The sequence below is a fragment of the Leptolyngbya sp. CALU 1928 genome, from assembly GCF_056784215.1.
This window is the reverse complement of the sequence record NZ_JBXBCE010000001.1, coordinates 2930750-2957749: the sequence shown is the minus strand read 5'-3', so window position 1 is coordinate 2957749 and position 27000 is coordinate 2930750. Positions and strand designations below refer to the sequence as shown.

Here is a 27000-nt window from a genome sequence, read left to right as displayed (position 1 = left end):
CACAATGCTGACTGAGAATTTCCCTTGGCTGACCTTCATCATTCTCTTTCCGATCGCCGCATCTCTTCTGATTCCGTTGATTCCTGACAAAGACGGCAAAACCATTCGCTGGTATGCCTTGATTGTGGGATTGATTGACTTTGCGGTCATCGTCTATATGTTTGGCAGTTTCTATGATTTTTCTAGTTCAGAACTGCAACTGGTCGAGAGCTATTCCTGGATTGCTCAAATTGACCTGCGCTGGTCAGTTGGGGTAGATGGCATATCCATGCCGCTGGTGATTTTAACTGGCTTTATTACGACTCTGGCAGTTCTAGCCTCGTGGCCCGTCACCTTAAAGCCGCGCCTGTTTTTCTTCCTGCTGCTGGTGATGTATGGCGGGCAAATTGCTGTCTTCGCAGTCCAAGACATCCTGCTTTTCTTCCTCACCTGGGAATTGGAGTTGATTCCAATTTACCTGCTGCTGTCGATTTGGGGCGGCAAAAAGCGCCAATATGCGGCGACGAAATTTATTCTTTATACGGCTGGCAGTTCACTATTTATTTTGGTGGCAGGGCTGGCAATGGCGTTTTATGGCGATACGGTCACCTTTGATATGCGATCGCTGGCAGCAAAAGATATGGCGCTCAACTTCCAACTGTGGATGTATGCGGCGTTTTTAATTGCCTATGCCGTAAAACTGCCAATTATCCCTCTACACACTTGGCTCCCCGATGCCCACGGTGAAGCCACTGCGCCTGTCCATATGTTGCTTGCAGGCATCTTGCTGAAAATGGGCGGCTATGCCCTGATTCGGATGAATGTCGAAATGTTGCCCGGTGCCCATGCCGTGTTTGCGCCAGTGCTGGTCGTTTTAGGCGCGGTCAATATTGTATATGCGGCTCTTACGTCGTTTGCTCAGCGTAACCTAAAGCGAAAAATCGCTTACTCTTCCATTTCTCACATGGGCTTTGTGATTATTGGAATCTCGTCCTTCACCGATTTAGGATTGAGTGGCGCAATGCTGCAAATGGTATCCCACGGGTTAATTGGAGCGAGTCTCTTCTTTTTGGTTGGGGCAACCTACGATCGCACTCACACCTTAATGCTCGACGAAATGGGGGGTGTCGGGCAGAAAATGAAAAAGATCTTTGCCATGTTCACAACTTGCTCCATGGCATCGCTGGCATTACCCGGCATGAGCGGCTTTGTTGCCGAACTGATGGTGTTTGTCGGCTTTGCCACCAGTGAGGCCTACAGCTTAACGTTCCGGGTAATTGTGATCTTGCTGGCAGCGGTGGGGGTCATTCTCACGCCGATCTATTTGCTCTCAAACCTTCGCGAGATTTTCTTTGGTCCTGAAAATAAAGAACTGACCGCTCACGAAGAACTGGTAGACGCAGAGCCGCGAGAAGTCTTCATCATTGCCTGCCTGCTAGTGCCCATCATTGGTATTGGATTTTATCCCAAGATCTTGACCCAGATTTATGATGCCAAAACAGTTGAGCTAACGGCACGACTGCGCGACCAAAGACCTGGATTGGCTGAGCAAGCTTCCTCTAACTCAATGGCGCAACTATTTGATGTGAAAGCATTACAGGCACCCGCAATTCCGCAAGGCGGATCACTTACGGGAATCGCGGTTGGGCACTCTTGATAGAAAGAAGATCTAATTTTTCTCGCCACAGGCAGGCGATCGCAGCCAAGAGTTAGTGGAAACTGGATGAGCGGTGCGGGCAACAAGGGCGATCGCCCTTCACCTGATACCCTGAGAGTGCCGACGCTCGGTAGTTCTCAAGCGGTGCATTTTTTCGTAATGACCTTGTTTCAACATGGCTACGCAAGACCTGATGAGTGGTCTAGACCACTTCCAACCATTAACCAAGGTGAGGTCATGCAGATCCTGACGAAGCGGATTAGTTTAATGAGTTAAGCTGCTGCGTAAATCAATTTCTCTTGAAACCCGGTGAAATCTACCGGGTTTTTGTTGGCTGATTTTATGAATCGCACTTCAACTTAATAAGCTATTCCACCAGTAAGTCATCAAAGCGTTGAAATTCTTTACTTGTTTCTGGTTTAGATGGCTCGGTCATATCTCAAACATTTTGAATTGTAATTATCGTAAACAGCCTAGCAAGCAAGCTTAAGGTTTAAGCGGTGCCTCTTGCTAAAAGCATCGTCCTAGATTGCTGAAAAGATTTCCAGGCATAGCGGTGAACGTTTCAATCCGAAAGTTGCCGACTGCTGTGTAATGGGCATCTCCAACGATCTTGTTACCTGATTTCAACACTAGATCACCTGTAGAAACGAGGGCACTACTGGGATGGTTTAGCAGATCAATTACCACCTCGCGATCGCCCTGGATTCGTAATAGCCAACCCGCTTGTAGCACAACTGGAGTCATCAATCTGTTGCTCCTTAGGGGCGATAGATTGCGCTAACTTGTCAGTTCGGGTCTACCTGGCAGTGCTATTTCTGCGTCACCGACGACTGGTCAGTCTATCCCTGCTTTATTCCTGATGGTGATCAGATTGTCAGCAAGACCTATATGACCAGGGTGGAAGGAGAAAACAGCCGATTACGTAACTACTTAGCGCATCTGCATCGGAAGACCCTCTGTTATTCTAAATCTGTGGAAATGCTGAAGCATTCAATTCGCTTGCTACTTCATCCCTCATTTGTTACTTTAGGGAGAGAATTTGAGATGAGGACGGTCACGTCTGCGGGAGAGGGATTGGAGCGATTCGGAACGTATTCATCCAGTCCATTAACTGATGTAACCCGCGCTTGAGTCCAGGAACGGTAAAACACCTGCAACCAGCCTTCTAACCATCCCCAACACCAATACGGTCAGTAGTCGTAAATTGTTCAACGCACTCTTCCAGTGAGTTCCTGGTTCCGACTGCGAGTGCTGAGTGAACCGCAGTAGCTGTGCTGTGGCATCGGCAACGATTGTGGTTACGTTGTTTCGCTGTGGATGCTTGAATTGACCCGTATGAATACTCACGAGTAAATACGCACTGAACACTCACTCCCACCATCGCTCAATGCTGGTGTAATCAGTCAAGCGATAATCGTGCCAGCCCAGTTGATGCTTGACCTGCTTGAAGCCGTATTCAATCCAAGTTCTCAAGCTGTACTGGGTCGCGACACTCAGCAAAATGTCGCCTTCTAGATCGGTCATAATGAACCAACTGTCGGCTTTGTCCGGGGTGTCCGTGCTGCCTTTGGTGATTTGGTAATAACGCACTTTGCGGCGATGTCCAAAAATGATTTCCCGAATGTGACGACGTTCGCTCGGATGCTCGGCTAACGGTTGGTCGTAGGCACGCCAGCGGTTGTAACGTACCCGTTGCCCCTTTGTCATCAGCACACCATGATTCGAGCGAATCGCCACGATGTACGGCAACTGCAATTTCTCTAGACATCGGATCACCGCTTCACTCTCGCCATACAAGCTATCAGCTAACACCTGCTCAATGACAAATCCTAAAGCGCTATTTCTTGAATCATCCCAACTGCTATCTGCGGCTTGCTCTGGTACTCATCATCGGTTTTAAGTCGAGACTTGGGCTTGTAAATCTTGAACAACAACGGGTAAGTGATGTTTTACGACTACTGCGTCAGCATTCACACTCACGATGCCATTTGCCGTTTTGCCCAAATTGCCGATGTACCGCTTCGCCACATAATCGGTTGTCTCCCCTTTCTTGACATCTCCCGTTTCGTCGATGCACACACGGATGGGACGATTCCCAATTTCTAGTCGGAGGAGGGGTAATCGAATGGCTCTAACTTAAGCCACATTTCACACCGCATCGCGCAAAAAGTGATGCAAGCTTTGTCCATCTTTCAACCCATTGAGTTTGGCAATTTCTGGCAGCGTTTTGCGTGAAAGTGGACTCACAATGCCCAGGTGTAAACGCTTAAAGCATTCATACAACCGCACATCCTCGAACATCGAGCGATAGAGCAGACAGTACTCGTCAATGAAGCCGACTGTAGCGGTAGGTGGGCGTAACATGATCTCAACCTAAACACAGCTACTTCTAGCTTTTTTTGTTCTCGCTAAAGTAACAAATGAGGGATGACTTTGACTGAAAACTCGGTGCCTCCCTTTAACGCCAAGGTTGATGAACGATAACCGCTCTCAGGGTTTTGCAGAAACTCAACATGGGGTTTCAAATCATCTTTGAAGGTGCCGACGTTATCCGATACGATGATGCCTCCACGTCGAATGAACGGATCGACCAGTTTCAGCACCTCGATCGCCAAGTTTGCCCAGCCATCCATTAGCACCAGATCAATCGGTTGATTGAGAGGTTTCAGGGTTTCTAAAGCATCTCCTTGACGAATTTCGACATAGGCTGACAGTCCAGCTGCGGCGATGTTTTTCCGAGCTTGCACCGCTTTTTCAGGCACAATTTCAGTGCCAATCACCAGACCACCACCGTTATCTCGTACCGCCGCCAGATAAACTGTGGAAATGCCAAAGGATGTGCCAAATTCCACAATGGTTTTGGCATTGAGCGATCGCGCGATCAAATAAAGGAATGCACCCTGATCGGGTTCGATCGGGATATATTTATCGCGGTAAAAATCAGTTTTTGTTTGATCCCATTGAATGCCTCTGCCCAAAAGTAATCCGGGTAGTTTGGGTAGATAGTGCCATAACAATGAACCCAATTGGCGATCGGCGGCTTTGTGGAGTCGATCTAGCACTGCCGCGATCGCAGGATCATTCAGTACGTTTAACGAAGAATTGTTGTTCATTACTTCATCACAAAGATGCCGAGTTTTTTCACCACATCGCCGACTTCAAGCTTGTCGATTCCTTCCACGATCGCCACCAGATCTCCCGCTGCCGTTGAAATGTGCAAGTCCCCCTCGACTGGCTTAAACGTATATTGCTTCGGTTCACCTGCCAAAATCACGATATCTTTTTTCTTCGTAAAATTCTGAATTCGGGCATAATCAGCATCCCCCTTACCCACATAAAACGGTTCTGCTTTGGGGTTAATGGAGGTGATGAAGCTACCCACGAGAAACTCATTCCCCCCTTCAGTCGTGCCGACCAAAACATCCATTTCTCCCTGTCCTAAGCTTTCAGGTTTGAGCGGTAACGGATCACCTTTTTTAGGCACGATCGCAATCTTGACTCCAATAAAATGGGCATGGTTACCTTTACCAAACCCTTGAACCGTGTCATTGCCGCTGGTGCCTGTGAAAAAACTTTCGTATTCTTCTCCATTGGCTTTCTTTGCCGTTTGTCCAACTTTTTTGTAGTGTTCTAAGCCGGAGGTATATTTGCCCTGTTTAATCAGGGTTGCTACTTCAGGATTGCTAAAGAGATACAGCGCTTCATCAAAGCTGGGGGTTTGCGAAATGGTGGAAACGGGAACGGGCGAAGCATCGAGTGTCGCTTGATTGGCGACAGGTGTCGTGGATTGACAGGCAACCGCGATCGCGCCACTGACCGTTAACAAACCACTCAATAGAATTCTTTTCATGACAATCTCCTGATAACTATGGGTGTGCAAAACAACAAAAATGCGCCGACTTTAAGGCAAGGGTAAAATTGTGGTTTTCAGCAACAGGCTGGCATTACGAAAATAGGGAAATTTTGCCAGCCAAGTTAGTCGTTAAAACTGATAAGAGACTGAACCAAGCACAGAGAATGGCTCACCGAAGTAGTTACCAGCCGACCGAGAATTTGTGGTGGATTCAATATATTTAGCATCGCCAAGGTTCTTGAAATTGAGGGCAAACCGCCAATTACCACGCCGATAAAAAATTGCCGCATTTGCAACAAAGTAACTCTCTGCTGCATAGCTATTTGCCAGATCGCCTGCTCGTTCTCCCACCACATTAAAGCCAGCACCAAAGCCCAATCCCTGTAAGGTTCCTCGCTGGATTTCATAGGTTGTCCACAGGCTGGCACTGTGGGTCGGCACCCCAAACAAGCGATTACCAACGAAGTCTGGGTCAGTATCTTTAGTCACCTCGGCATTGATATTGGCGTAGGAGGCAATCACGTTCCAGCCCGGTAAGATCTCGCCAGTGATATCAATCTCGACTCCCCGGCTGCGTTGTTCGCCACTAGCAACTGAAAACAGTGGAAAGTTTGGGTCACCAACGGCGACATTTTGTTTGGTGATATCAAAATATGCCAGCGTCGCAAACAGTTTGCCGTTGAGCCACTCAGTTTTGATGCCAAACTCATAGCCTTTGCCGCTTTCTGGTTCCAAGATATTGCCTGTGGATGTGGTAGCGGTGCTGGGATTGAACGATCGCGAGTAGCTGCCATAGAGCGAGACCGTTTTGATCGGTTGATAGAGCAATCCTAGGCGGGGCGTGAAGGCATCATCGCTTTGATTGGTTTCACCGGGGCGTGTGAATAGTCCTGGGATTCTGACATTGGTTTGGGTCACAGTGTCGTAGCGAATTCCTGCCAACAGTTTCAGATTAGTGAGTAGCGAAATCTGATCTTGGATATAGATGCCCAAGCGATCGGTAGTGATATCATTGCCACCAAAGGCTGGGTAGCTACCCCGGCTGAGCTTGGGTGGCACTCCGTAAACGGGGTTGGAAATACTTAGAGGAAGACTGGTGAGAAAGTCGCCGATTGAGAGAACTCTGTCATCGGTGTGGTTCAGATCTACGCCAAACAAGAGCGAGTGACCAATAGAACCCGTCTTAAACTCACCCAGCACATTGGTTTGCAGCGAGAGGTTTTCGTTTTGTCCTTCTTGCAGGGCATAGGAGCGACTGATGATTCCGGTTCTCTCGTTGAAGGCAAGCGGGAGCGCGATGATATTAAAGCTGTAGTCATAGGACGAATAGCGGAAGGCATTCCGAATCTTCCAGTTTTGGCTAAAGCGATGCTCAAAGTTGTAGCCAGTGCTGAGAAATTGGGTGCCGATGACATCACCCGGATCGCTAGAAACGAAAGCGCGGGACACATCCACCACCCGCCGACCACTGACTGGTAGCCCAAAGTTGGACGATCGCTTGATATCGAGATACTCCAGAGACACAGTGATATCGGTGCGATCGCTGATTTTCCAGGCAACCGTTGGGGCGATCGAAAACCGTCGATCTTGTGAGTCAAAATTCGCAAAATTGTCCACCCGTTGATATAGCCCATTCAGGCGGTAAAGCACCGTGCCATTGGAGGTTAAGGGACCCGATAGATCAAAGCGTGGTTGCACAAACCCCCGGCTACCCAGTTGCAGTTCCGCTTCATAAAACGGTTTCGACAACGGCGGTTTCGATACCAAGTTGATCACGCCTCCTGGCTGAATCTCGCCATAGAGAATCGATGCGGGTCCTTTAATGACTTCGATCTGCTCTAAATTGGACAGCTCTGGAACAATCTGGAATGACCCATAGCGCCGGAAGCCATCGCGCAAAATCGGAGCAGACTGAAAGCCGCGAATGGTGAGTTCAGCCCGCCGTCCGCTGGAATCACCGCTGGATGTGATACCGCTGACGTTCCGCACCGCTTCTTCAATCCGAGTCACCTGCTGATCCCGCAATACTTCCTTGGGCACGACCTGAATCGAAAACGGCGTTTCCATAATCGGGGTGTTGGTTCCGGTCGCGGTGCCTGAACTAGGAGCGCGGTAGGGGGCACGTCCCTCTCCGGTCACCACCAACTCTTCTTCCGGGGTTTCCGCTTCCGGGTTGAGACTGTATGCCAATCCCGCTGTTTTCAATGTCACTTCTTGTTTGGGCAGTGCGCCTTTCCCAGTTACATTGACCCGAATGCTGCTGGCATCCACCTGTGTCACCCGCACGTTAGCGATTTCTTCAGTTGGATTGTCTGCGCTAAACGTCTGAGCATCGGTCAGTGTCAACACCGCATTGGGAATGTCGGCAATCAGGCTGTTGCCTTCGACTCTAAATTTCATGGCATCCACCTGCAAAGGTTTGCCATCAGCGGTTTCCAGGGTAATGTCTAACCCTGCTTCGGTGCGCTCCAGCTTTACACCTGTGACGGTCACTGTTGTGGCTTCCACCTGTGCCAACCAGGCTTTGACCGTCGTTGTAGGGCGTTTGAGATCACGCAGCCGCGCGGGGACTTCGTTTGATTGCACGGTTTGAGTGCCCAGGAGGGAAAGAGCGCCAAAGACACAAAGGGAATGAACGAACTGAAATGGTTTCACAACAAATCCTCACACAGAAATCAATGGAAAAATAATTGGGTCAAAGCCTGGTGTCTTGCGTTTCTTGGGCGAATTGCAAAGCGGCTTCCCTGCGGCTGCCGATCGCCCGTCTGCGTCGCCAATTCACTAGACCCGTAATGAATAAAGCCGTGGGCATTAACCCCACGAAAACGTACAGAAGGCGAGTGGGTAAGCCGCCGAAGGTGCCGAAATGGAGGGCGGCGATCGCCACAATAAACTGGAATAATCCTTCTGCTTTTTCCACCTGGGTGGTTTGTATGACCTCACCGCTGGTGCGATCCAGTTCCACAACGCTGAGGTCAAACCGTCCCGTATCTTGATTGGGCAATTTCTTACGCACCGTCATTTTTTGAGGATCGTGATCAGGCAGTTCGATCGACGTGGTTTTACCGTCTGGCATGGCAGCATCGGCTTTTTGCAGCAATGTGCTTAAAGCAACCGTTGGCGTTTTAGCGGCGGGTTTTACCTCTGGTGTTTGGTTAAACATCGGCAAAAAGTGAAGCACGACAATCACAACCCCGGTAACGGTGATAAGCGTCAAAAAGAGATTGGAGACAATGCCGCCAACTTGATGCAAGTCATAGCTAATCAGAGAAAATGGCGCATTCCAGCGAATTTTGAACCCCGTTGATAACTTGCGCCAACCCGTCCACAGCATCACTCCGGTGATTGACATCAACAGCAGCAAAACACCGGTTACACCGACTGTAATTTGACCCACTTTGCCTGCAAAGAGATCGTGGTGCAGGGTGTAGACAAAACCGATAAATGAAAACTCCCAAACACGCGAACCCAAAACCTCTCCGGTGTAAGGATTGACGAAGGTTTGCAGCCGTCGATCGCCCGCTGTCGTGTGGTTAAACACGTAGCTTTCGGTGGGCGTTTTGGCAGTCTGAATAGAACGTATAGGCAACGCCGGATAGACAGCTTGAGCCGACGCAAACATAGCATCCAGTGATACCTGTTCAGCTTGGGGTGTGACATGCCAGAGCGATCGATTGAGCGCATGATCCAGTTCTTCGTGAAACACAATGCCGCTGCCTGTCATGCTGACGACAACAATCAGTAAACCGATCGCCAGACCGATCGATCCATGGACCCGCAAAACCCATTTGCGAAAGCGATTCGCATTCATATCACCGACTCCTGATAGTTTTGGGGCTGAAGAACTAGCACCCATTCGGTTTCTTCAAGAACACCACTCGACTGAGCGGTCACACTTTTCCTTCCAAGCAAAAACGGCATCCTAAACAGATAGATGCCGGAGACGCGATCGCGGACATCCGTAGTAGTAGATGAAAATTATTCACAACTGACCTGACCCACAGCAAAAATAAATGGCACAAAACTTCAGCCCTTTTTGACTCAAGGTCATGAAAAGGGCAGAGGATCTTAACGATTTAAGACCTTAGCGTATTTGAGAGTATCTATCATTAATGATCTTAAAAACTAAAGTATTCGGATATCAAAGTCAAGCGGATTTATAAAATCAGTCAAGACAAAACCCAACAAAACCCTGTAAGAAAAGATGTTTTGCTGAGAGTGAAGTATTTTGTCTGAGATAATTCTTTGGCAGCAGTTGAGAATTTTGGAAGAAGCTTATACAACTGCTATTGACAAATTTATGCTTGCAAACGCAATTGTGGCAAAGGAAGCTATGCCAATCGATCAAAAAACCACGTTCTATTCCTGGCACATACGCATGAAGGATATAGAAGTACTTGATTTTAATTCTTATTAATTTGATCCCTTGTCAGTATCAGAAATTTGCCGATACACCAACCCGAAAGGTTAAGCCCGGTTGATAGATGCGGTTCACCTTTTCGTAGCTAACGTTTGCTAGATTTTCGAGATAGACAAGCAACGCCACATTTTGGACGAGGGGAATCCGGGCATTTAAGTCTAGGTTTAGCCAGGAGGGCGAAAAATCTGTGGTACTCACGCCAGAATCGGTGAATAGGGCACGGCGAGAACCGCTGTTATAGCTAGCGTAGAGATTTACTTGCCAACCACGGTGATCATAACCAAAGCCCAACTGTCCAACCGAGAAGGGAACGGTGCTGAGTTGTAACCCTTTTTCGGCTCCTGATTCAATTCGGGCATCGGTGTAGGTGTAGTTTGCCAGAGCAGAAAATTGGGGCGTAATTTGCCAGCGTAGGGCGGCTTCCAATCCGTTGGTATTGACGAGAGCAATGTTTTGCCATTGACCTGCCACCACTCCCAGGCGATCGCTGAGGCTATTGCCAAAGTAGGTGAATTGGGCGCTGACTGTGCGAGTGATGTTGATATCGGCACCCACTGTCCAGGCAACGCCAAGCTCTGGTTTTAAGTTTGGGTTGGGTTGCCAACCGTGAACGGTGTCATAGAGATAAAGCTGATCGAGTCCTGGAATGCGGCGGACTGAAACCACGCTACTACGAACCGAGATCGCGGGGGTTAACTCCCAGCGAATCCCGGCGCTAGGGTCGAGTGAAGTGCCATAGTCGCTGTTAAAGTTTTGGCGGAACCCTAACTCAAATTGAAAATTGTCAAGAATTTTGAAGGTGTTGAGGATGAATAGGGCGGTATTCGTGCGATCGCGCTCCTCCACCTCGTTAAATCGAATTTGTCGAGGAACATTACTGACCGTCTCGCCTTCAAATAACTCACTTTTCAGGTCAATCCCATAGCGTAAGTTGTAGATCGGCGTGACTTGCCACTGATGCTCTACTCTGGCAGTCAATCCCCGCGCATCCAAAGTTCCTTGGCGAAAGAAGATATTCTGCGTGGGACCGAAGGTATTGAAGTAGTCTTGATTGAAGCCGATGGTTGCCGTCAAGATTGAATCATCGCCTGCGCCCAGTAACGCTCTCCAGGATAAACCGAGGTTGAGTGCGTCATGATCCAAACGATCGCGCTGGAGCGGAAAGCCAAAATAGATCAACCCTTTACGACTGGTGATTTTGTATGCATCTAAGCTGAGGGTATTTCTGGGATCAACTTTGTAAGACAGCCTGCCATAGTAATTATCGAATCGAGTGTCGCCGTTGAATAAGCGTCCATCATCCCCTCGGTTTGCTGCCCCTTTGGGAACTGGATAATCATTTTCTGCCTGAAAGCGCTCGTAGGCAAAGGTATAACCCAGATTGCCAATGCCACCCGTCACGCCAGCCCGATAATTTTGCCGCCCATAGGAACCGCCCTGAGCCAGCACATTGAATTTTGGAGATCCGCCAGGGGTGTCTTTGGTGATGATATTGACCACGCCCCCAAATGCCTCGGAGCCATAGAGCGTGGCGGCGGTGCCACTGGATAATTCAATGCGATCGATGCCCCCGGTCAGTAGGGTATTGAGGTCAGTTGCCCCATGATAGGTGTTGATGTTGCTGCCAATCGATCGCCCATTCAGCAAAAAGATGTTTTGGTTGAGCGTGGTGCCCCGGTAGTAAAAACCCGTGTGAATATCCGCACCAAAGCCCGTGTCGTTGATAGCAAATCCGGGTAAGTTTTTTAGAACTTCATTAACGCTAAAAGCCCCTTGCTTGTCAATTTCCTCCCCTGTAATCGTGTAAATCGGAGACGAACTAACGGGCTTTTTTTGACCTTCAACGACAACTTCTTCTTCGGTATCGTCTTCTGGAGTTGCTGCACCTGTTGGGTCTACCTGAGTCAACCAATGATCTTCCAAGCCCAAATGATGTTCCAAGCCCAGGGGTTCTCGTAGCAGTTGCGCGCGGGTCGATAGCAAATTCTGGCGATATTGGCTGAGCGAGATGGGGTTAGGTGATGCGTCAAACGTTCGCGAAGCTTTCCACGGGACTCCCTCCGGGAAGCGCTCAAGCTCAGTCTCGACAGGCTGGGCGTGAGCGCCTAGCATAAGCCCAAAACCGGATAAGACAATACCCGATAACAATAATTTCATACACTTTCATTGATAAAACTCACACCAAACTGTCTCAACCTCGGCGCAGCAGCGGCGACCATCGAGAACGAACCTTAGCGCCTTCATTTTTAGGCAAGTATGGGATTGCGTCAAAAGACGAGTCGTCAAACTGAAAGGAAGCTCATAACATCGGATCGCCAGCTTTTGGGGTATCCATTTTGTCCGATGTTTGAGCGATCGCTGAAGACTATTGCAATTCATGTTGACCCTATTAAAGTTACAGTTACTTGATATAACTTCTCGTTAATTGTATGGTGCATTTGAGAAGAAGAGGGGGCAACACCCATAACGGTATTCACGATCGCCTTCAATCATCGGTCATATCGGTTTTTCATACCCATCTACATGTCGCCAGGAAAATATGAGTCGATTCTGGTGAGACATTTCGCCAGTTCTCATGGAATAATACTTGCTCTTAATTCTCATTAAGGCGTATAGTTTTGGTGGAACTAGAATGACGACAGTTCTCAACACATAGCTTTAAACACATAGTTCTCAACACATTGCCATGTCAAAACTCATCGACATTCTGATCTCAGGTGGAGTCGTCATGATTCCCCTGATTTTCTTCTCCATAGCAGTTGTAGCGCTGGCGGTCGAGCGTTCTCTCTTTTGGTGGAAGGTGAAAAAAGCGCAAAAGCGAGTCACCCGTAGAGCGCTGCAACTGTATCAAGAAGATCCGACATTGGCAGAAGAATTGCTTAAACAGCATATCGACTTACCAATCGCCCGTGTTTTTTTAGAAGCACTTTCGATGCCGAATGCCACACCCACTGAATTTCGGCTGGCACTGGATGCCGGAACCCAAGCCGAAATTCCTAGCCTCAAGCGCTTCAACAATGTGCTTGAAACGATTGTGGGATTGGCTCCGCTGTTGGGATTATTGGGCACGGTGACTGGCTTGATTCAATCCTTTGGGTCGCTCACTTTGGGCGAAGTCGGCGGTTCTAAAACGCTGGGTGTAACCGCTGGAATTAGTGAAGCATTGGTGTCTACGGCTGCTGGCTTAGTTGTAGCAGTCATGGCGCTGATTGCCGCCAATATTTTTCGGTCGTTTTATGTTCAGCAGGTTGCTTATATTGATGAGTCTTGCACTCAGTTAGAGTTGCTGCAATTGCTATCGCACCGGGAGTTCGCCCATGTCTAACCGTCGTCGCTTTGATCCTGATTTACTCGATCAGCCACTTGAAATTAAGAACGTTTTGCCCTTGATGGATGTAATGTTTGCCCTACTCACATTCTTTATCATGTCTACGTTGTTTCTGACTCGCACCGAAGGATTGCCAGTTAACTTGCCCCAGGCAAAATCGGCGGCAGAGCAGAAAACCCCTTCCCGTGCCACGATCACGGTGACCGAAAAAAACGAAGTGTTTTTGAATAAACAAAAAATCGGTATTGAAGATGTTGGTGATCGCGTTCAGCAATTAGTAGAACCGAATCAAAACTTAGTGGTAGTGCTTAATGCCGATCATAAAGTAGAACACGGGGAAGTGGTGTTGATTATGGATCAATTACGTCAAATTCCTCGCGTAAAAATGGCAATTTCAACAAAACGAGTTTGAAGTAAACATCTTTTTTCCCAGCGTTAAATTCAGTAAAAATCTGTTTACCATCACAGTTTCAGTTTTTCTGTTAATTCCTAAAAACTCTTTCATGCACTATCGACCAACTTGATTATGGGCAGCTTAGAACTCACCACTGCACAGCGCGAAAAAGAACGAAAATCTCTGGTTAAATTCTTGATGTTTAGCCTAGTAGGGTCGGTCATGCTGCACGCGATCGCCATGGCAGTTCCCACTCCTGGCGTGTGGCGGCAGGCAGAAGCCGAAGACGATGAAATGGAAGTGGTCATTGAGAACGCCGAAGAGCCGCCCAAGGTGGAAGAGCCTCAAGAAATAGTCAAGGAGCCAGAGCCAGAGATTGCGCCGGAACCCCAAGAGGTCGCCTTTACGCCCGATGTTGCGCCGCCCCTTGCCCCGGATATTCAGGCTCCCCTAGCGCCGGGTGAAGATGCCCCTAGCAATCAACCGCCTTCACCCAACAGCGACCCAACCTCTCCCTTAACCAGTGCCACTGGAGATACTGCGGTTGCCACTGGCGGCGGTGGACCCATCACCAGTCCCGACGGCACCGGCAGCGGTTTTGGATTTGCTAAGGTATCCACGGGGTTCAATCCATTTGGAAAACCAGACGGAGATGCTAAAGGAATTCCCGGCGGCACTGGCACACCGAATGGCACTCCCGGCGGCACTGGCACACAAACGACCTCCACTCGCTCCATGCCTCCAGCCTCGATCGCGCCTGTCAGCAAACCAAAGTTGACCTGTTTAGAATGCCCCAAACCAAAATATCGGGGTGCGGAAGGCGATCCAAAAGTAACCTACGATATTGCCCCCGATGGCAGGGTGATCAATGTGCGGTTACGAAAATCGAGCGGTAATGCGGACACCGATCGCGAAACCCTGGAAACCATGGGCAAATGGCGGTTTGATCCCAAAACCGTGCCCGAAGGTGGACGCAGTAATGTGCGGGTTAAAGTCACTTTTGAAGAAGAAGGATCATCATTTCAGCGCCAAAATGAGCAGCGACGACGAGAATCAGATCGGCAACGAGTCGCGAATGAAGAACGGCAGCGGCGCGAAGCGGAACGAAAAGCTCCAACTCCCGCAGCGGCGATCGACCCTCCCGCTAAACCTGCACCCGCTGCGGCTCCTGCACCTGCTCCCGTAGCTCCTGCACCTGCTGCTTACGAGCCACCACCAGAACCCGCCTATGTGCCGCCGCCAGAACCCGCTTATATACCACCGCCAGAACCTGCTTATGTACCGCCGCCAGAGCCAGTGTATGAAGCACCCCCCGCACCAGTGGAATCAGCACCGCCTGCGACACCCTAGTTTGTTTCTCAAATAAAGTGATTTATCAGTCAGATCCGATTAAGTGGGCGATTCAAACAGCAGCACTTAGATAGAGACTGTAACAAGTACAAGGTGCTTGCTTCGATGCTTTCCAAACTGGTTGGCAATGATTGATTCAGATGTTTTTCTTGTCTTAATGAATGGAGTGATTTATGCAATTCAATGTTGTTAAAATGTGGGTCGGTGTGGGTGCGTTTGCGTTTGCAGAGGCAACTTCAATGGCGATCGCAACTCCTCCCCTCGCTGCTTCTGAAGCGGTAGCAAAAGCCGATGTTAGCGCCCTCACAATATCAGCCGAGGCGACAAAATCAACACCTACTTTGGCTCAGGGTGGAGAAGGGGGCGAAGGCGGTGAAGGGGGTGAAGCTAAGCCAGTATTTCAAGATAAATTAAGCGGTGCTGAGTTAGTAAGTGCGCTGCGTCAGGGCGGTTACGTGATCTATTTCCGCCATGCCCAAACCGAGAAGGATTATGCTGACCAAGTGAGTGCCGTGATGGGCAAATGCGATACCCAGCGGATGCTCAGCGAAGAAGGTTGGAAACAGTCAAAAATGATTGGGCAAGGGTTTCAAGCGTTAAAAATCCCGGTGGGCACCGTCTACTCCAGTGAATATTGTCGGGCATGGCAAACAGCAGATTTAGCGTTTGGACGCTACCAAAAAACAGCCGCGCTTAATTTTCCTAAATCGGCGGAGTATACCGATGTCCAAAAAGCCCAAATGAAAGCGGCTCTCACCCCCATGCTGATCGCTCCCCCTGCCGCTGGCATGAATACCGTGATCGTGGGACACGATGATCTGTTTGATGCGGTCGTGGGGATCTATCCAGAGCCACAAGGGATTGCCTATATTGTCAAAGCTCAACCGGGCGGCAAGCTAGAGGTTGTTGCCAATGTAGAAGCGGGTGAGTGGCTGCAACTGCCGCGCTAGTAATAACTATATCTGGGTGCTGATAAATGGTGATGTGCATTGCCCATGTTTTGACCCGTGATCAAGTCAACGCGATTGTCTCTAAACTTGCCCCTAGTGATTTTGTAGATGGACAAAGTACCGCAGGATGGCACGCCAAACAGGTCAAGCGTAATACGCAGCTTAAAAGTGATGCCGTGGGCAGTTCCGCTATTCGCACCCAGATTCAACAGGCAATCCAAAGCAATGCTGTGTTTCAGATTGCCGCCTTGTCCAAAGCAATCAGTCCTTTGCTATTGAGTCGCTATGAAGTCGGCATGGAATATGGCAGCCATGTAGACAATGCTTTTATGGGAGACGATTTCCGAATGCGATCGGATCTCTCACTGACTGTATTTCTTAGTGACCCCAATACTTACACTGGGGGCGAGTTGATTATAGAAAGTATGCAAGGAGAGCAGGGATTTAAATTAGAAGCAGGCGCAATGGTACTCTATCCTTCAACCACGCTACATCGCGTTGCACCTGTCACTCAAGGAGTCAGAATTGCCGCTGTCGGCTGGGTGCAGAGTCTAGTGAGAGATGCTCACGATCGCGAAATTTTGTTTGATTTAGATACAGCCCGTCAGTCATTGTTTGCTCAACAGGGTAAAACCTTAGAGTTCGATTTGATTTCCAAAAGCTACACCAACTTATTACGGCGGTGGGGAAATATCTAATGGGTCAACCACTCACTAAATGGCTGCTGCGTCCTGTGCCAGCCACTTTCTGCCTGTTGATTGGGCTGCTGTTTACCGTTAGCCTTTCGCTCTCTCAGGGCACCATTCCTATGAGCCTAACTCAGCTAGGGCAAGCTTTTTTACATCAAGGCGATCCGCTTTACCAAGCGGTGATTTGGGAGCTACGCTTGCCCCGCATTTTGGCAGCGTTGGTGGTCGGTGCGGCGCTGGGGATATCGGGAGCGTTGTTGCAGGGAATGCTGCGAAATGGATTAGCAGACCCATTTGTTTTAGGCATTTCCTCTGGAGCAGGGTTGGTGGCAACGCTGCTGTTTGCCCTGGGTGGTTTGCAAAGTTGGGTACCGATCGCCGCTTGGGTTGGGGCAATGTTAACAGCGGCGATCGTTTATTTATTGGGATTCACCCGGACAGGATTATCCATTGAACGGCTCCTGCTCGCAGGAATTGCGGTGAGTTCGCTGTTAAGAGCCTTTCAAGCGGTCTTGTTGCTGATGACCGAAGAGGGTCGGGTGCAATCGGTGTTGAATTGGCTGCTGGGCAGTTTGAATGGACGCGGTTGGAATGAAGTATTGATGGTGGCTCCCTATGTCGCGATCGCGTTACTCGGCGGCTGTTTACTGGCTCGGACTCTCAACGTGATGAACTTAGGCGATGAAATGGCAATGGGGCTAGGCATTTCCCTAGGGCGATCGCGATTGATGATTGGGGCGATCGCTAGCCTCCTCGCCGCCAGTGCTGTCAGCATTTCTGGACTGATCGGCTTTGTTGGCTTAGTGGTTCCCCATGGGATTCGGTTGTTAGTTGGGAACGACTACCGATGGGTCTTGCCACTGTCGGCATTAGGCGGTGCTTGGGTGCTGACCTTTGCCGATTGGCTGGCACGGATTGGCGCGATCGAACTGCCCGTTGGAGCCGTCACCGCCATCCTGGGTTCTCCCCTATTCATTCTGCTAATTTACCGCCGTCGTCAATAAGGTGCGAAGTACGGAGTGCGGGGTGCGGAGTAATTCTGAAACTCAAAATATTTCCTAGATCAACGCTATACGTTGGCAAAGCCAGTCCAAAGGACTTACAAAACCCAAACCTTAAAGCCCCGAACTCTGAACTCCGAACTCAAAACTCACATCATTTAGATAGACACTGGTTATCAAGCGCTATGACATCATCCGTCTCAGCATCTCTGTTAGAAATTCAAGGAGTAGTCGGAGGCTATCAAGCCCAGCCTGTTGTGAAAGATATTCACTTCTCGCTTCAACGGGGTGAGTGGCTGAGTTTGGTGGGGGCGAATGGCTCAGGAAAATCGACCTTGCTGAAGTTGATTAGCCGAGTGTTACTACCGCAAAAAGGAGGGGTGTTGCTGGATGGCAGGGCGATTCATACCCAATCTGCCCAAGCGATCGCCCAGCAGATGGCACTACTGCCTCAACAGCAAACCATTCCGGCAGGGCTAACGGTGCAGCAGTTGGTTAGTTTAGGGCGATCGCCCCATCAACCCTGGTGGCAGTGGGATTTGACTGAAGCGGATTGGCAGCATGTCGCTACGGCGATCGCGGAAGTGCAATTAGAGGAGTTTCGCGATCGCCCCGTTGATCAACTGTCTGGCGGTGAACGGCAGCGGGCATTTTTAGCCTTGGCATTAGCGCAAAACCCCAGAGTCCTGTTACTAGATGAACCCACAACTTATTTAGATGTGCGCTATCAACTGGAACTATTGGAACTCTTGAAGCGCCTGAATCAGACGCAAAAATTGTCTATCATCACGGTGCTACACGATGTCAATTTGGCGATTCGCTACAGCGATCGCATTGCCATGCTGGATCAGGGGTGCCTGTGGGCGATCGGCACTCCTCAGGAAGTGATCACGCCTACAAACTTACGACAAGTATTTGAGATCGAAGCATCCCTGTTACAGACCCCCGTAGGTCTACAAATTTGCCCATTCCTCTAGTGGTCTACCACCCCAAAAAATGAAAGGTAGGCAGGGTTTGAGTCATCACGAAACACACACTCAAACCAAGGCAGAAATTCACATCAGAAATAGGTTCTAGTAATACATGGCGAAAATCTGCCTAGTCCTTACACTCAGAGCTTTCCAACCCATGGTTGCCACGCTGACGCTGAGGTTTATGAGTAGTCATACTCTTCTAGATCGTTGCCCCTAGCAACTTATCAACAGAATTTATATAGGAGTAGGATAAAATTATGGGAGCCATTAAGAAGTGATCCCACGAGTTTCACGAAGTGGATCGAGCTACCAGATATTGTTCAATAGCTTGATCAACCGTATCTTACCGAACCAGCTAAGCATCTTGAAGCAGTGAATCGATACTATGAGTAGAAAAAACTGGCTTCTCGCCTGCTGTGAGACACCATCGAAGACTAGGTTCAAAATCAAGTTACCTGCCTCAGCAACTCAAATACTTTTCTGTTTTTATGATGCTTATATAAGTTCTGATTTAAACAAAATTTCACCGTAATGGCAAACAGCAAACTACTACCTCTGTTGACTCGTGTGGGTATATGGGCGATCGGCGGTCTGCTTGGAGGGGTAGTCGGCTCCCTAGCTGCGGTGCTGCTGACCGTGTTGATCAAGCAAATCCTCGATGCTGTCTCTGGATTAGGCACCGCTTGGCTGCTGCTGTTGCCACTGCTAGGGGTCACGCTAGCTGTGCTGGTGTTACACGGACTAGGAAAGGGCGAGGCCGTGCTGTCATTGGCTCCTCGCAAAGCCGCCTTCCTGCGGCTTCCTCCACCGACGTGGTACTGTTTTCCGCGCGACGTGGCGCGGGCTGATATCACTGCCGATGTGGTGGCAACATCCGGGGCAGAAGAGAACTTCCCTTGGAATCTGGCACCCTTGCGCGCCCTTGCTATCTTGCCTACCGTCGGGTTGGGTGCGGCGATGGGCACAGAATCCCCAGCGGTTCATCTCGGCGTTGCAGCGGGAACCTGGCTAGGCAGCACGAGTCCAGCACTGCGCCGATTGGTGCGACCCGCTGCGATCGGCGGTGGTGCGGCGGGTGTGTCCGCTCTGATGGGGATTCCGCTGGTGGGCAGTTTCTTTATGCTTGAGCTAAGCCAGCGACGAAAGGTGCCGCTAAGCCTAGAACGGGTGGCTGCGGTGTTGGCAGGGGGGCTAGTTGGATGGGGGATCAACCTTGCCTTCAGGCTCGATTTGATTCGGCTTGTTGTGCCCAAGGTTCCTCCCAGTGACCTCTGGGATGCGGTGGGTGCTGCTCTGTTTATCGGGGCGATCGCGGGCACTGTCACGTCGCTCTCCGGCGAGGCGATCTATTGGGCACGAGGCTGGAAAGCCAATCCACGCATTCGTCTTCTGCTCGGTGCTTTGGCGATACTATTCTTTGCGGCAATAACAGCACTGATCGCTACACCTGCAGCGGCATTCGGTCCAGGTGGCGCAGCTATCATCTGGGCTGAAACCGTCCAAACCACCCCCTATCACCTCCTGGCAGTGGCACTGCTCCGTGCTGCATCTACTACGGCTGCTGTGGCAGCAGGAGGCTGTGGCGGAGTGTTTGTGCCCTTTCTGGCGATCGGCGACCTCAGTGGTCGGGTATTCGCGGAAGCCTTTGGGGTGCCGCCGGATCTGGCGGGCGCTGCTGGGGCGGCAGCCGGCATTGCTGGGGGATATCGGCTGCCGTTTACCGCTGTGGCGATGGTGTTGGGAGTTGGTGGACCAGAAACAGCTAAGCTAACCTGTCTCGCCACCGTTGTAGTCGCTGCGCTTTGTGGATTGGCGACCGCACGAACAGTCAATAAACTCTCCACTTCCCTGATTGCCACGATCCGCCGGACGCGATCGCCAGCGGACTAATCTTGTTTCAGAGCCTACTTGTGCTTCAGTATAGATGGGGGTATCTTACCGTCAGATGCAAGTACTGCAAGTTTTTGGATAGACTTCGCAGCGCACAGCAGCATGGCGAGTTGGTCAGGACTCTACAGTCCAAACTCCACCATAGAGTTCTCAAAAAAATTGATATTATTCTCATTACATTACTCAGCGCTCGGCATTTCCCTAGCCCCTTTTTTATGGCATCTCAACCAGACTCTTCTGCGAGAACGACCACAGGCACACGGCTGTTTATCATTGCGCTGCTGAGCTTTTATTTCTTGGGATACTCGCAGTTTTTCAGCATTTGCTTGGCGGCGATCGCGGGGGTCTGTGGCGGTTTCATTTCTTCATGGTGGAACGCCAAAGAAGATTACGTCACTGACGAATCTACCGAGCCTATCCAGTCTGAAGAAAGTGCGGCGATTACGGTGGCTAAACCCCGTCCTAGGCGGTATGGCATGGGCGTAAAACTGGCAAGACAACCTCAAGAAACCCGTGCTGCTAAAGGTCGATTTGGCTGGCTTCGTCGTAATCGTTCCTAGGAGTACAGAGTTCGGAGTTACGATCCGACCCCTGTAACCTAGAACCTGTTGTATCAACCGTGATTTTGCGGGATGAGGTGTTGTTGCAGCGCTAAAATCACTGCCTGAGTGCGATCGCGCACTTCTAGTTTCTGTAAGATCGCGTGAACATGAACTCGCACAGTGCCGGATGCAATGTAGAGCATATCAGCAATTTCTTGATTCGTTTTTCCGGCTGCCAGCAGTTCTAAGATCTCCTGTTCGCGATGAGTCAAGGGATTACTCAGCGTGACTGGGGGATCAAATTCTACTTTAGGCAGGGGCTTCTCTAGTGCCGACCGAATTTCTTTGGTTGCCGTTTGATCCCACCAGGATGCTCCTGCCGCGATCGATCTCAATGCCAGCACTAAGGTTTCTGCTGCAATGCCTTTCAAGCAATAGCCCTGTGCCCCTGCTTCAATCAGGCGGGTGATTAGCGCCGTTTGGGAATGAGACGTGAGTACTAATATTGGCAAGTTTGATTGTTGCTGTTTGATCTGCCGACAGGCTTCCAGACCGCCGATTCCGGGTAAGCCGACATCTAACAAGACGACATCAAGGGGCTGCTGACTGGCGAGTTCCACTGCTGTTTCACCATCTTCTGCTTCTGCCACAATTTCTAGGTCTGGCTCCTGCTGGAGGCGAACTCGCAACCCCAAACGAAAGAGTTCATCATCTTCTACCAGCAAAATTCGGACAGGCGACATATTAAACCAACTTAAACCAGCGGATGAGGATAGACGGGCAGTTTGAAGGCGAAAATCGCACCAGCAATAATTTCTGGTCGGTCTTTGCCGATCGCGCTGCTATGGGAAAATCGATTCTCTGCCCAGATTGTACCGCCATGGGCTTCGATAATTTGTCGGGATAGGTAAAGTCCTAAGCCAGAGCCTTTGATGGTGGGGCGATCGCTCTGTCCTTGAAAAAATCGCTCAAATAGGTGCGAAAACTCTGTGGGCTTTAATCCTGCGCCCGTATCCAGCACCTTTACAACTTGATAGGAGGCTTGCGACTCTAGCATGACTTCCACACGATCGCCCCGACGCGAGTGGTTAATCGCATTAATTAATAGGTTGGAGATCACGCGCTGCAGCTGAAGCGCATCGCCATTCACCCACAGCGATCGGCGAAAATCGGATTCGCCATAGTTGACAGATAAATGGACTCTCCGGGCAGCCGCTAAATCAGTCAGCGTACTGGCTACCTCTTCGGTCAACGTCGCTACATCCACAGGTTCAAGCTGGAGGATTAAGCCTTCCGTATCGTTGCGATAGACATCTAGCAGCGTTTCCACCAGTTGCAGGCTAGTTTGCTGGCTGCGCTTCAGGGTTGCCAACACTTTTTGCTGGGTAGGTAACACGGTGCCAAAACGCTCTTGCTGAAAGGCATTGAGTGTTTCGATCGCACCCAACAGTGGCGTTTTTAGGTCGTGGGTGAGTGTGGAAGCAAAATCTTCCCGCACTTGAGCTAATTGCTCTTGGGCTTGCAGTTTCGCTTTTTGTTGGGCGATTGCGGCTTCACTCTGGCGGAGGCGATCGCCCAATAATCCTGTCACGATGAGCGCAATCACCGCAATTAGCCGATTTGCCAAGATTGGAATCCCAACAAATTGTTGATGGGGAATCCAGGCGTTAGACAGGGTTAAAATGACCGCGATCGCGGTTACCCAAAACGTCGCAGATCGCCTCAACCGGGCATTTGCCAGCAGGATTGCACCGATATACAAGTAGCCAATCACATATTCGGGTGGCGTACTGTATTCCAAAATCAGCGCGATCGCAAATAAGCTGCCAATCAAGCCATAGGTTGAACGCGATTTAGAGGGTGTCATAACTCTAGATTTTCTACCCCGTTTAGACAAGTTGATGAGAAATCTAAACGCACCTAAACGCCAGCCTCTGCACTCTAAACGCAATTTATACTATTTGGTCAATAGCTCTTCAGATTGCAACATTGCAGGATCAAGCCAGAAGCGATCGCGCATCAAGCATCGAGGATTGATATTAGATCATGTTGCAAGGCTGGATACAAATTGCATTGACCGTGGCGCTAGTGGTTTTGATCACTCCCTTCTTGGGAAGATACATGGCGCGCGTTTTCTTAGATCAAAAAACCTGGCTCGACCCAGTAATGACACCCGTTGAGCAGATTATTTTTAAGCTTAGCGCAGTCCAAAAAGAAGATATGACGGGCTGGCAATATATCAGATCCGTTCTGTATAGCAACTTGGCAATGGCGGTGATGATCTTCACGATCTTCATGCTACAAGGCATATTGCCGCTTAACCCGACTCAGCTAGGGGCACCCACTTGGGATACTTCCCTGCATACGGCGATTTCATTCGTGACCAACACCAACCAGCAGCATTACTCCGGCGAAACAACTTACAGCTATTTCAGCCAAGTTGCAGCCCTAGGGTTTATGTTCTTCACCTCGGCGGCAACCGGATTGGCAGTGGGAATTGCCTTCATTCGCGGCTTAACGGGTAGACCGTTGGGCAATTTCTATGTGGATTTAACTCGCGCGATTACCCGGATTTTGCTGCCGATCGGACTTGTGAGCGCGATCGCCCTGTTGGCGTTGGGCGTACCCGAAACTCTTTCAGGTCCAGTTGTGGTGCCTACCTTGGAAGATCCGGCGGTGAGTCAGGCGATCGCCCTCGGTCCCGTTGCCCACTTTGAAAGCCTTAAACAATTGGGCGAAAACGGCGGCGGCTTTTTTGCCATTAACTCCGCTCACCCCTTCGAGAATCCTAATCCCGCCACCAACCTGATTCAGATCGTCACAATGGTGTCTATCCCGTCTGCATTTATCTACACCTATGGCGTAGTTGCCAACAACCGCAAACAGGCATGGTTGGTCTATGGGCTGGTCTTTACGATCTATGTGACGTTCATCATCATTGCCGGAATTGGCGAGTATCAGGGCAATCCCGAAGTCAATGCCCTCCTCGGTAGCCAACAGCCGAATCTGGAAGGAAAAGAAGTCCGATTTGGCTGGGCGCAGTCTGCTCTATTTGCCGTGACGACGACCGGAACTATGTGCGGTGCGGTCAACAGTCTGCACGACTCCTTCATGCCCCCCGGTGGATTTGCCACCTTATCCAATTTATTCCTGCAAATTATTTGGGGTGGTCAAGGAACGGGAACTGCTTATCTATTCACTTATCTGATTTTGGCGGTGTTTGCCACAGGGTTGATGGTGGGGCGCACCCCTGAATTTTTGGGACGCAAAATTGAAAAGCGCGAAGTGGTGCTATCTAGTTTTCTGCTTCTCTTGGTTCACCCGATCGCCGTGTTAATTCCCGGTGCCATTACCCTTGCCTTTCCCGATCAATTGGCAGGTATCAGCAATCCTGGCTTTCACGGATTGTCCCAGGTGATTTATGAATATGCCTCCGCTGCCGCCAACAATGGCTCCGGCTTTGAAGGCTTAGCCGACAGCCAACCCGCCTCCACTGGCTTGTGGTGGAACCTAAGTGCATCCTTTAGTCTACTCGTCGGTCGCTACGTCCCCATTATTGCCTTGCTGCTTTTGGCAGATAGCATGTCACGCAAACAGCCTGTGCCGGGAACCGTGGCAACTTTGCGAACCGACACTGCCCTGTTTACCGGAGTCACCGCAGGCGTAATTGTGGTCATGGGCGCGTTGACGTTTTTTCCCATCTTGGCACTCGGTCCCATTGCCGAAGCGTTTCAACTCGCGCGCGGCGGGTAAGGTTTTGGTGTGTTGAGCGTAGTCGAAACGCACCCTACGATCTCTGGTCATTCAAAACTCAAAATTCAAAACTTGTCATTCGCCACTTTTATGACTTCCAACTCTATTCCCATGCCTTCTGGTCCTCGTGATTCACGCCGACATACTCCCAAGGTCGATCGCTCAGGATTGTATCAACGGGCGATTCGAGAAGCTTTCACTAAGCTTGATCCGCGTCATGCCATCAAAAATCCGGTTATGTTTGTGGTCTGGGTTGGCACGATTGTGACGGCGTTGGTCACGCTTGATCCCAATTTATTCGGTACGGTGCCGGATGCAGGCGAGCAACGACTGCTGAATGGGTCGATTACGCTGATTTTGTTTTTTACGATTGTGTTTGCCAACTTTGCAGAAGCAGTAGCAGAGGGACGCGGCAAAGCCCAGGCAGATTCGCTGCGATCGACGCGATCGGATACTGCTGCCCGTAAGCTTATGCCTGATGGCTCGATTCAACAGGTCAATTCAACCGAGTTGCGGCGGGGCGACCAAGTGAAAATCGTGGCAGGTGATATGATTCCGGCAGATGGCGAAGTCGTTCAGGGTATCGCTTCGGTGGATGAGTCTGCGATTACGGGTGAATCGGCTCCGGTGCTGAAGCAACCTGGCACGGATATCGCCAGTTCGGTGACGGGCGGCACCCGCATTTTGTCGGATGAACTGGTGATTCGGGTGACTTCCGATCCGGGGCAGGGCTTTATCGATCGCATGATTGCCTTGGTGGAAGGAGCCTCCCGCAGCAAAACCCCCAACGAAATCGCGCTGACGGTGCTGCTGGCAGTGTTGACGCTGGTGTTTTTGATTGTGGTGTCCACGATCCCACCCCTAGCATTTTTTGTGCAGGCTCCCACGACGATCGCGATTTTAGTGGCGCTACTGGTTGCCCTAATTCCTACAACCATTGGCGGATTGTTAAGCGCGATCGGCATTGCGGGAATGGATCGAGTTGCCCAGTTCAATGTAATTGCCACCTCTGGACGCGCCGTGGAAGCCTGCGGTGACATCAACACCTTAGTTCTCGATAAAACCGGAACGATTACTCTGGGCAATCGCTTGGCAGATGAGTTTATTCCCGTGAATGGTCATTCCTTAGAAGAGGTGGCGATCGCGTCCCTTGCTGCCAGTGTGTTTGACGAAACCCCAGAAGGGCGATCGATTGTGGGATTGGCGGAGCGATTAGGCGCAAGTGTAAATTTTGATGCTCAAAAAGCAGAGGGCGTGGAGTTTTCTGCCAGAACTCGCATGAGCGGCACCAATCTGCCCGATGGTGGTGAGGTTCGGAAAGGCGCGGTAGATTCGATTAAGGGGTTTGTGCGTTCACGAAGTGGCTCCGCAGGAGATTCGCGCGGTGGACAAATTCCCACAGATCTCGATGATGCCTATGAACGGGTTTCCAAACTGGGCGGTACTCCCCTCGCCGTTTGCCAAGACAACGACATCTATGGCGTGATTTACCTCAAAGATATTGTTAAGCCCGGTCTGAGAGAACGGTTTGATCAACTACGGCGCATGGGCGTAAAAACCATTATGCTCACCGGAGACAACCGCATCACCGCCTCTGTGATTGCTCAAGAGGCAGGCGTGGATGACTTCATTGCAGAGGCAACTCCAGAAGACAAAATTTCGGTGATTCGGGCAGAGCAAGCCCAGGGTAAATTGGTTGCGATGACGGGAGACGGCACCAATGATGCGCCTGCCTTGGCACAGGCAAACGTGGGGGTGGCAATGAACTCTGGCACCCAGGCGGCGAAAGAAGCTGCCAACATGGTGGATTTGGATTCTGACCCGACTAAGCTGATTGACCTGGTGACGATTGGCAAGCAGTTGTTAATTACACGGGGAGCGCTCACGACGTTTTCGATCGCTAACGATATCGCGAAATACTTTGCCATCATCCCCACCATCTTTGCGGCGGCTGGCATTGGGGCACTCAACGTCATGCAGCTAAAAAGCCCTGAGTCTGCCATTATTTCTGCTCTAATCTACAACGCGCTGATCATCCCGGCACTAATTCCACTGGCACTCAAGGGCGTGAAGTTTCGTCCGCTGTCTGCCGATCAACTGCTGCAACGAAATATCTTGATTTACGGCGTTGGCGGTGTAATTGCGCCGTTTATTGCGATTAAGCTAATCGACTTGATCATTCCGTTTTCGTGAGCCTATCAATGGTGCGTTTCGACT

The 27000-nt window shown here is 50.2% G+C and carries 21 protein-coding genes and 2 pseudogenes; 14 read left to right on the top strand and 9 right to left on the bottom strand.

The annotated features are described in order from the left end of the window. Positions 1 to 4: 4 nt before the first annotated feature. Together ndhD1 and AC1S5B_RS13805 are read left to right on the top strand one after the other, a co-directional pair. Complete coding sequence (gene ndhD1 / locus AC1S5B_RS13810; protein ID WP_482036247.1) at positions 5 to 1636, top strand: photosynthetic/respiratory NAD(P)H-quinone oxidoreductase subunit D1; 1632 nt, start codon at positions 5 to 7, stop codon at positions 1634 to 1636. Positions 1637 to 1702: 66 nt separating this feature from the next. Further along, positions 1703 to 1912: a hypothetical protein gene (locus tag AC1S5B_RS13805; RefSeq protein ID WP_482036246.1), complete on the top strand. Its 210-nt coding sequence runs from the start codon at positions 1703 to 1705 to the stop codon at positions 1910 to 1912. 234 nt (positions 1913 to 2146) lie between these two features. Here AC1S5B_RS13805 and AC1S5B_RS13800 read toward each other — a convergent pair whose 3' ends face one another. Continuing rightward, positions 2147 to 2383 carry a hypothetical protein gene (locus tag AC1S5B_RS13800; RefSeq protein ID WP_482036245.1) on the bottom strand — a complete coding sequence of 79 codons (237 nt, stop codon included), beginning with the start codon at positions 2381 to 2383 and terminating at the stop codon, positions 2147 to 2149. Between the two features lie 57 nt (positions 2384 to 2440). Between AC1S5B_RS13800 and AC1S5B_RS13795 the strand changes: the two are divergent. After that, positions 2441 to 2770, top strand: a pseudogene (locus AC1S5B_RS13795) (IS1 family transposase); the annotation flags it as partial. On the opposite strand, the pseudogene AC1S5B_RS13790 reads toward AC1S5B_RS13795, so the two are convergent. The 6 genes and pseudogenes from AC1S5B_RS13790 to AC1S5B_RS13765 form a co-directional block, all read right to left on the bottom strand. After that, a pseudogene (locus tag AC1S5B_RS13790) lies at positions 2694 to 4006 on the bottom strand (IS701 family transposase). The pseudogenes AC1S5B_RS13795 and AC1S5B_RS13790 sit on opposite strands and share 77 nt — an antisense overlap. Positions 4007 to 4047: 41 nt before the next feature. Further along, entirely contained in the window at positions 4048 to 4752 is a 705-nt protein-coding gene (locus tag AC1S5B_RS13785; protein WP_482036244.1) for an O-methyltransferase, read from the bottom strand. After that, entirely contained in the window at positions 4752 to 5489 is a 738-nt protein-coding gene (locus tag AC1S5B_RS13780) for a hypothetical protein (protein WP_482036243.1), read from the bottom strand. Before AC1S5B_RS13780 ends, AC1S5B_RS13785 begins: the two co-directional genes overlap by 1 nt. Before the next feature lie 132 nt (positions 5490 to 5621). Continuing rightward, positions 5622 to 8147, bottom strand: a complete 2526-nt coding sequence (locus AC1S5B_RS13775) for a TonB-dependent siderophore receptor (protein ID WP_482036242.1) — start codon at positions 8145 to 8147, stop codon at positions 5622 to 5624. 40 nt (positions 8148 to 8187) lie between these two features. Further along, entirely contained in the window at positions 8188 to 9303 is a 1116-nt protein-coding gene (locus AC1S5B_RS13770; RefSeq protein WP_482036241.1) for a PepSY-associated TM helix domain-containing protein, read from the bottom strand. A 624-nt stretch (positions 9304 to 9927) separates the two neighbouring features. Then, complete coding sequence (locus AC1S5B_RS13765) at positions 9928 to 12069, bottom strand: TonB-dependent receptor plug domain-containing protein (RefSeq protein ID WP_482036240.1); 2142 nt, start codon at positions 12067 to 12069, stop codon at positions 9928 to 9930. Between the two features lie 529 nt (positions 12070 to 12598). On the opposite strand from AC1S5B_RS13765, the gene AC1S5B_RS13760 reads away from it, so the two are divergent. The 9 genes from AC1S5B_RS13760 (at position 12599) to AC1S5B_RS13720 (ending at position 21048) form a co-directional block, all read left to right on the top strand. Beyond that, complete coding sequence (locus AC1S5B_RS13760) at positions 12599 to 13237, top strand: MotA/TolQ/ExbB proton channel family protein (protein ID WP_482036239.1); 639 nt, start codon at positions 12599 to 12601, stop codon at positions 13235 to 13237. Continuing rightward, complete coding sequence (locus AC1S5B_RS13755; protein WP_482036238.1) at positions 13230 to 13652, top strand: ExbD/TolR family protein; 423 nt, start codon at positions 13230 to 13232, stop codon at positions 13650 to 13652. Before AC1S5B_RS13760 ends, AC1S5B_RS13755 begins: the two co-directional genes overlap by 8 nt. A gap of 114 nt (positions 13653 to 13766) precedes the next feature. Further along, positions 13767 to 14984, top strand: a complete 1218-nt coding sequence (locus AC1S5B_RS13750; protein ID WP_482036237.1) for an energy transducer TonB family protein — start codon at positions 13767 to 13769, stop codon at positions 14982 to 14984. Positions 14985 to 15157: 173 nt separating this feature from the next. Beyond that, positions 15158 to 15934, top strand: coding sequence for a histidine phosphatase family protein (locus AC1S5B_RS13745; protein ID WP_482036236.1), 777 nt, complete (start codon positions 15158 to 15160; stop codon positions 15932 to 15934). Between the two features lie 26 nt (positions 15935 to 15960). Further along, positions 15961 to 16632, top strand: coding sequence for a Fe2+-dependent dioxygenase (locus AC1S5B_RS13740; protein ID WP_482036235.1), 672 nt, complete (start codon positions 15961 to 15963; stop codon positions 16630 to 16632). Further along, positions 16632 to 17627: a FecCD family ABC transporter permease gene (locus AC1S5B_RS13735; protein ID WP_482036234.1), complete on the top strand. Its 996-nt coding sequence runs from the start codon at positions 16632 to 16634 to the stop codon at positions 17625 to 17627. The genes AC1S5B_RS13740 and AC1S5B_RS13735 overlap by 1 nt, the downstream gene beginning before the upstream one ends. A 182-nt stretch (positions 17628 to 17809) precedes the next feature. After that, positions 17810 to 18601 carry an ABC transporter ATP-binding protein gene (locus AC1S5B_RS13730; RefSeq protein ID WP_482036233.1) on the top strand — a complete coding sequence of 264 codons (792 nt, stop codon included), beginning with the start codon at positions 17810 to 17812 and terminating at the stop codon, positions 18599 to 18601. A gap of 528 nt (positions 18602 to 19129) precedes the next feature. After that, on the top strand, positions 19130 to 20488 hold the full coding sequence (locus tag AC1S5B_RS13725) for a chloride channel protein (RefSeq protein WP_482036232.1): 1359 nt from the start codon (positions 19130 to 19132) through the stop codon (positions 20486 to 20488). Positions 20489 to 20703: 215 nt separating this feature from the next. Further along, positions 20704 to 21048 (top strand): hypothetical protein, encoded by a 345-nt coding sequence (locus AC1S5B_RS13720; protein WP_482036231.1) that lies wholly within the window; start codon positions 20704 to 20706, stop codon positions 21046 to 21048. Positions 21049 to 21101: 53 nt separating this feature from the next. Here the strand turns inward: AC1S5B_RS13720 and AC1S5B_RS13715 are convergent, their stop codons facing one another. Together AC1S5B_RS13715 and AC1S5B_RS13710 are read right to left on the bottom strand one after the other, a co-directional pair. Beyond that, positions 21102 to 21773, bottom strand: a complete 672-nt coding sequence (locus tag AC1S5B_RS13715; protein WP_482036230.1) for a response regulator transcription factor — start codon at positions 21771 to 21773, stop codon at positions 21102 to 21104. Between the two features lie 11 nt (positions 21774 to 21784). Next, positions 21785 to 22897, bottom strand: a complete 1113-nt coding sequence (locus tag AC1S5B_RS13710) for a sensor histidine kinase (RefSeq protein WP_482036229.1) — start codon at positions 22895 to 22897, stop codon at positions 21785 to 21787. A gap of 179 nt (positions 22898 to 23076) precedes the next feature. Between AC1S5B_RS13710 and kdpA the strand changes: the two genes are divergently transcribed. After that, positions 23077 to 24783, top strand: a complete 1707-nt coding sequence (gene kdpA, locus AC1S5B_RS13705; RefSeq protein ID WP_482036228.1) for a potassium-transporting ATPase subunit KdpA — start codon at positions 23077 to 23079, stop codon at positions 24781 to 24783. A 90-nt stretch (positions 24784 to 24873) separates the two neighbouring features. Beyond that, the gene (gene kdpB, locus AC1S5B_RS13700; RefSeq protein ID WP_482036227.1) at positions 24874 to 26976 is read left to right on the top strand and encodes a potassium-transporting ATPase subunit KdpB; all 2103 of its coding nucleotides are present in this window, start codon (positions 24874 to 24876) and stop codon (positions 26974 to 26976) included. Positions 26977 to 27000 lie beyond the last annotated feature (24 nt).

What these genes read in the sequence shown, in the direction of transcription:
- AC1S5B_RS13755 (WP_482036238.1), top strand. Translation starts at nt 13,230, where the DNA reads ATGTCTAACCGTCGTCGCTTTGATCCTGATTTACTCGATCAGCCACTT.
- AC1S5B_RS13710 (WP_482036229.1), bottom strand. Translation starts at nt 22,897, where the DNA reads ATGACACCCTCTAAATCGCGTTCAACCTATGGCTTGATTGGCAGCTTA.
- AC1S5B_RS13785 (WP_482036244.1), bottom strand. Translation starts at nt 4,752, where the DNA reads ATGAACAACAATTCTTCGTTAAACGTACTGAATGATCCTGCGATCGCG.
- AC1S5B_RS13765 (WP_482036240.1), bottom strand. Translation starts at nt 12,069, where the DNA reads ATGAAATTATTGTTATCGGGTATTGTCTTATCCGGTTTTGGGCTTATG.
- AC1S5B_RS13750 (WP_482036237.1), top strand. Translation starts at nt 13,767, where the DNA reads ATGGGCAGCTTAGAACTCACCACTGCACAGCGCGAAAAAGAACGAAAA.
- AC1S5B_RS13740 (WP_482036235.1), top strand. Translation starts at nt 15,961, where the DNA reads ATGGTGATGTGCATTGCCCATGTTTTGACCCGTGATCAAGTCAACGCG.
- AC1S5B_RS13730 (WP_482036233.1), top strand. Translation starts at nt 17,810, where the DNA reads ATGACATCATCCGTCTCAGCATCTCTGTTAGAAATTCAAGGAGTAGTC.
- ndhD1 (WP_482036247.1), top strand. Translation starts at nt 5, where the DNA reads ATGCTGACTGAGAATTTCCCTTGGCTGACCTTCATCATTCTCTTTCCG.
- AC1S5B_RS13805 (WP_482036246.1), top strand. Translation starts at nt 1,703, where the DNA reads ATGAGCGGTGCGGGCAACAAGGGCGATCGCCCTTCACCTGATACCCTG.
- AC1S5B_RS13800 (WP_482036245.1), bottom strand. Translation starts at nt 2,383, where the DNA reads ATGACTCCAGTTGTGCTACAAGCGGGTTGGCTATTACGAATCCAGGGC.
- kdpA (WP_482036228.1), top strand. Translation starts at nt 23,077, where the DNA reads ATGTTGCAAGGCTGGATACAAATTGCATTGACCGTGGCGCTAGTGGTT.
- AC1S5B_RS13745 (WP_482036236.1), top strand. Translation starts at nt 15,158, where the DNA reads ATGCAATTCAATGTTGTTAAAATGTGGGTCGGTGTGGGTGCGTTTGCG.
- kdpB (WP_482036227.1), top strand. Translation starts at nt 24,874, where the DNA reads ATGACTTCCAACTCTATTCCCATGCCTTCTGGTCCTCGTGATTCACGC.
- AC1S5B_RS13770 (WP_482036241.1), bottom strand. Translation starts at nt 9,303, where the DNA reads ATGAATGCGAATCGCTTTCGCAAATGGGTTTTGCGGGTCCATGGATCG.
- AC1S5B_RS13735 (WP_482036234.1), top strand. Translation starts at nt 16,632, where the DNA reads ATGGGTCAACCACTCACTAAATGGCTGCTGCGTCCTGTGCCAGCCACT.
- AC1S5B_RS13725 (WP_482036232.1), top strand. Translation starts at nt 19,130, where the DNA reads ATGGCAAACAGCAAACTACTACCTCTGTTGACTCGTGTGGGTATATGG.
- AC1S5B_RS13720 (WP_482036231.1), top strand. Translation starts at nt 20,704, where the DNA reads ATGGCATCTCAACCAGACTCTTCTGCGAGAACGACCACAGGCACACGG.
- AC1S5B_RS13760 (WP_482036239.1), top strand. Translation starts at nt 12,599, where the DNA reads ATGTCAAAACTCATCGACATTCTGATCTCAGGTGGAGTCGTCATGATT.
- AC1S5B_RS13715 (WP_482036230.1), bottom strand. Translation starts at nt 21,773, where the DNA reads ATGTCGCCTGTCCGAATTTTGCTGGTAGAAGATGATGAACTCTTTCGT.
- AC1S5B_RS13780 (WP_482036243.1), bottom strand. Translation starts at nt 5,489, where the DNA reads ATGAAAAGAATTCTATTGAGTGGTTTGTTAACGGTCAGTGGCGCGATC.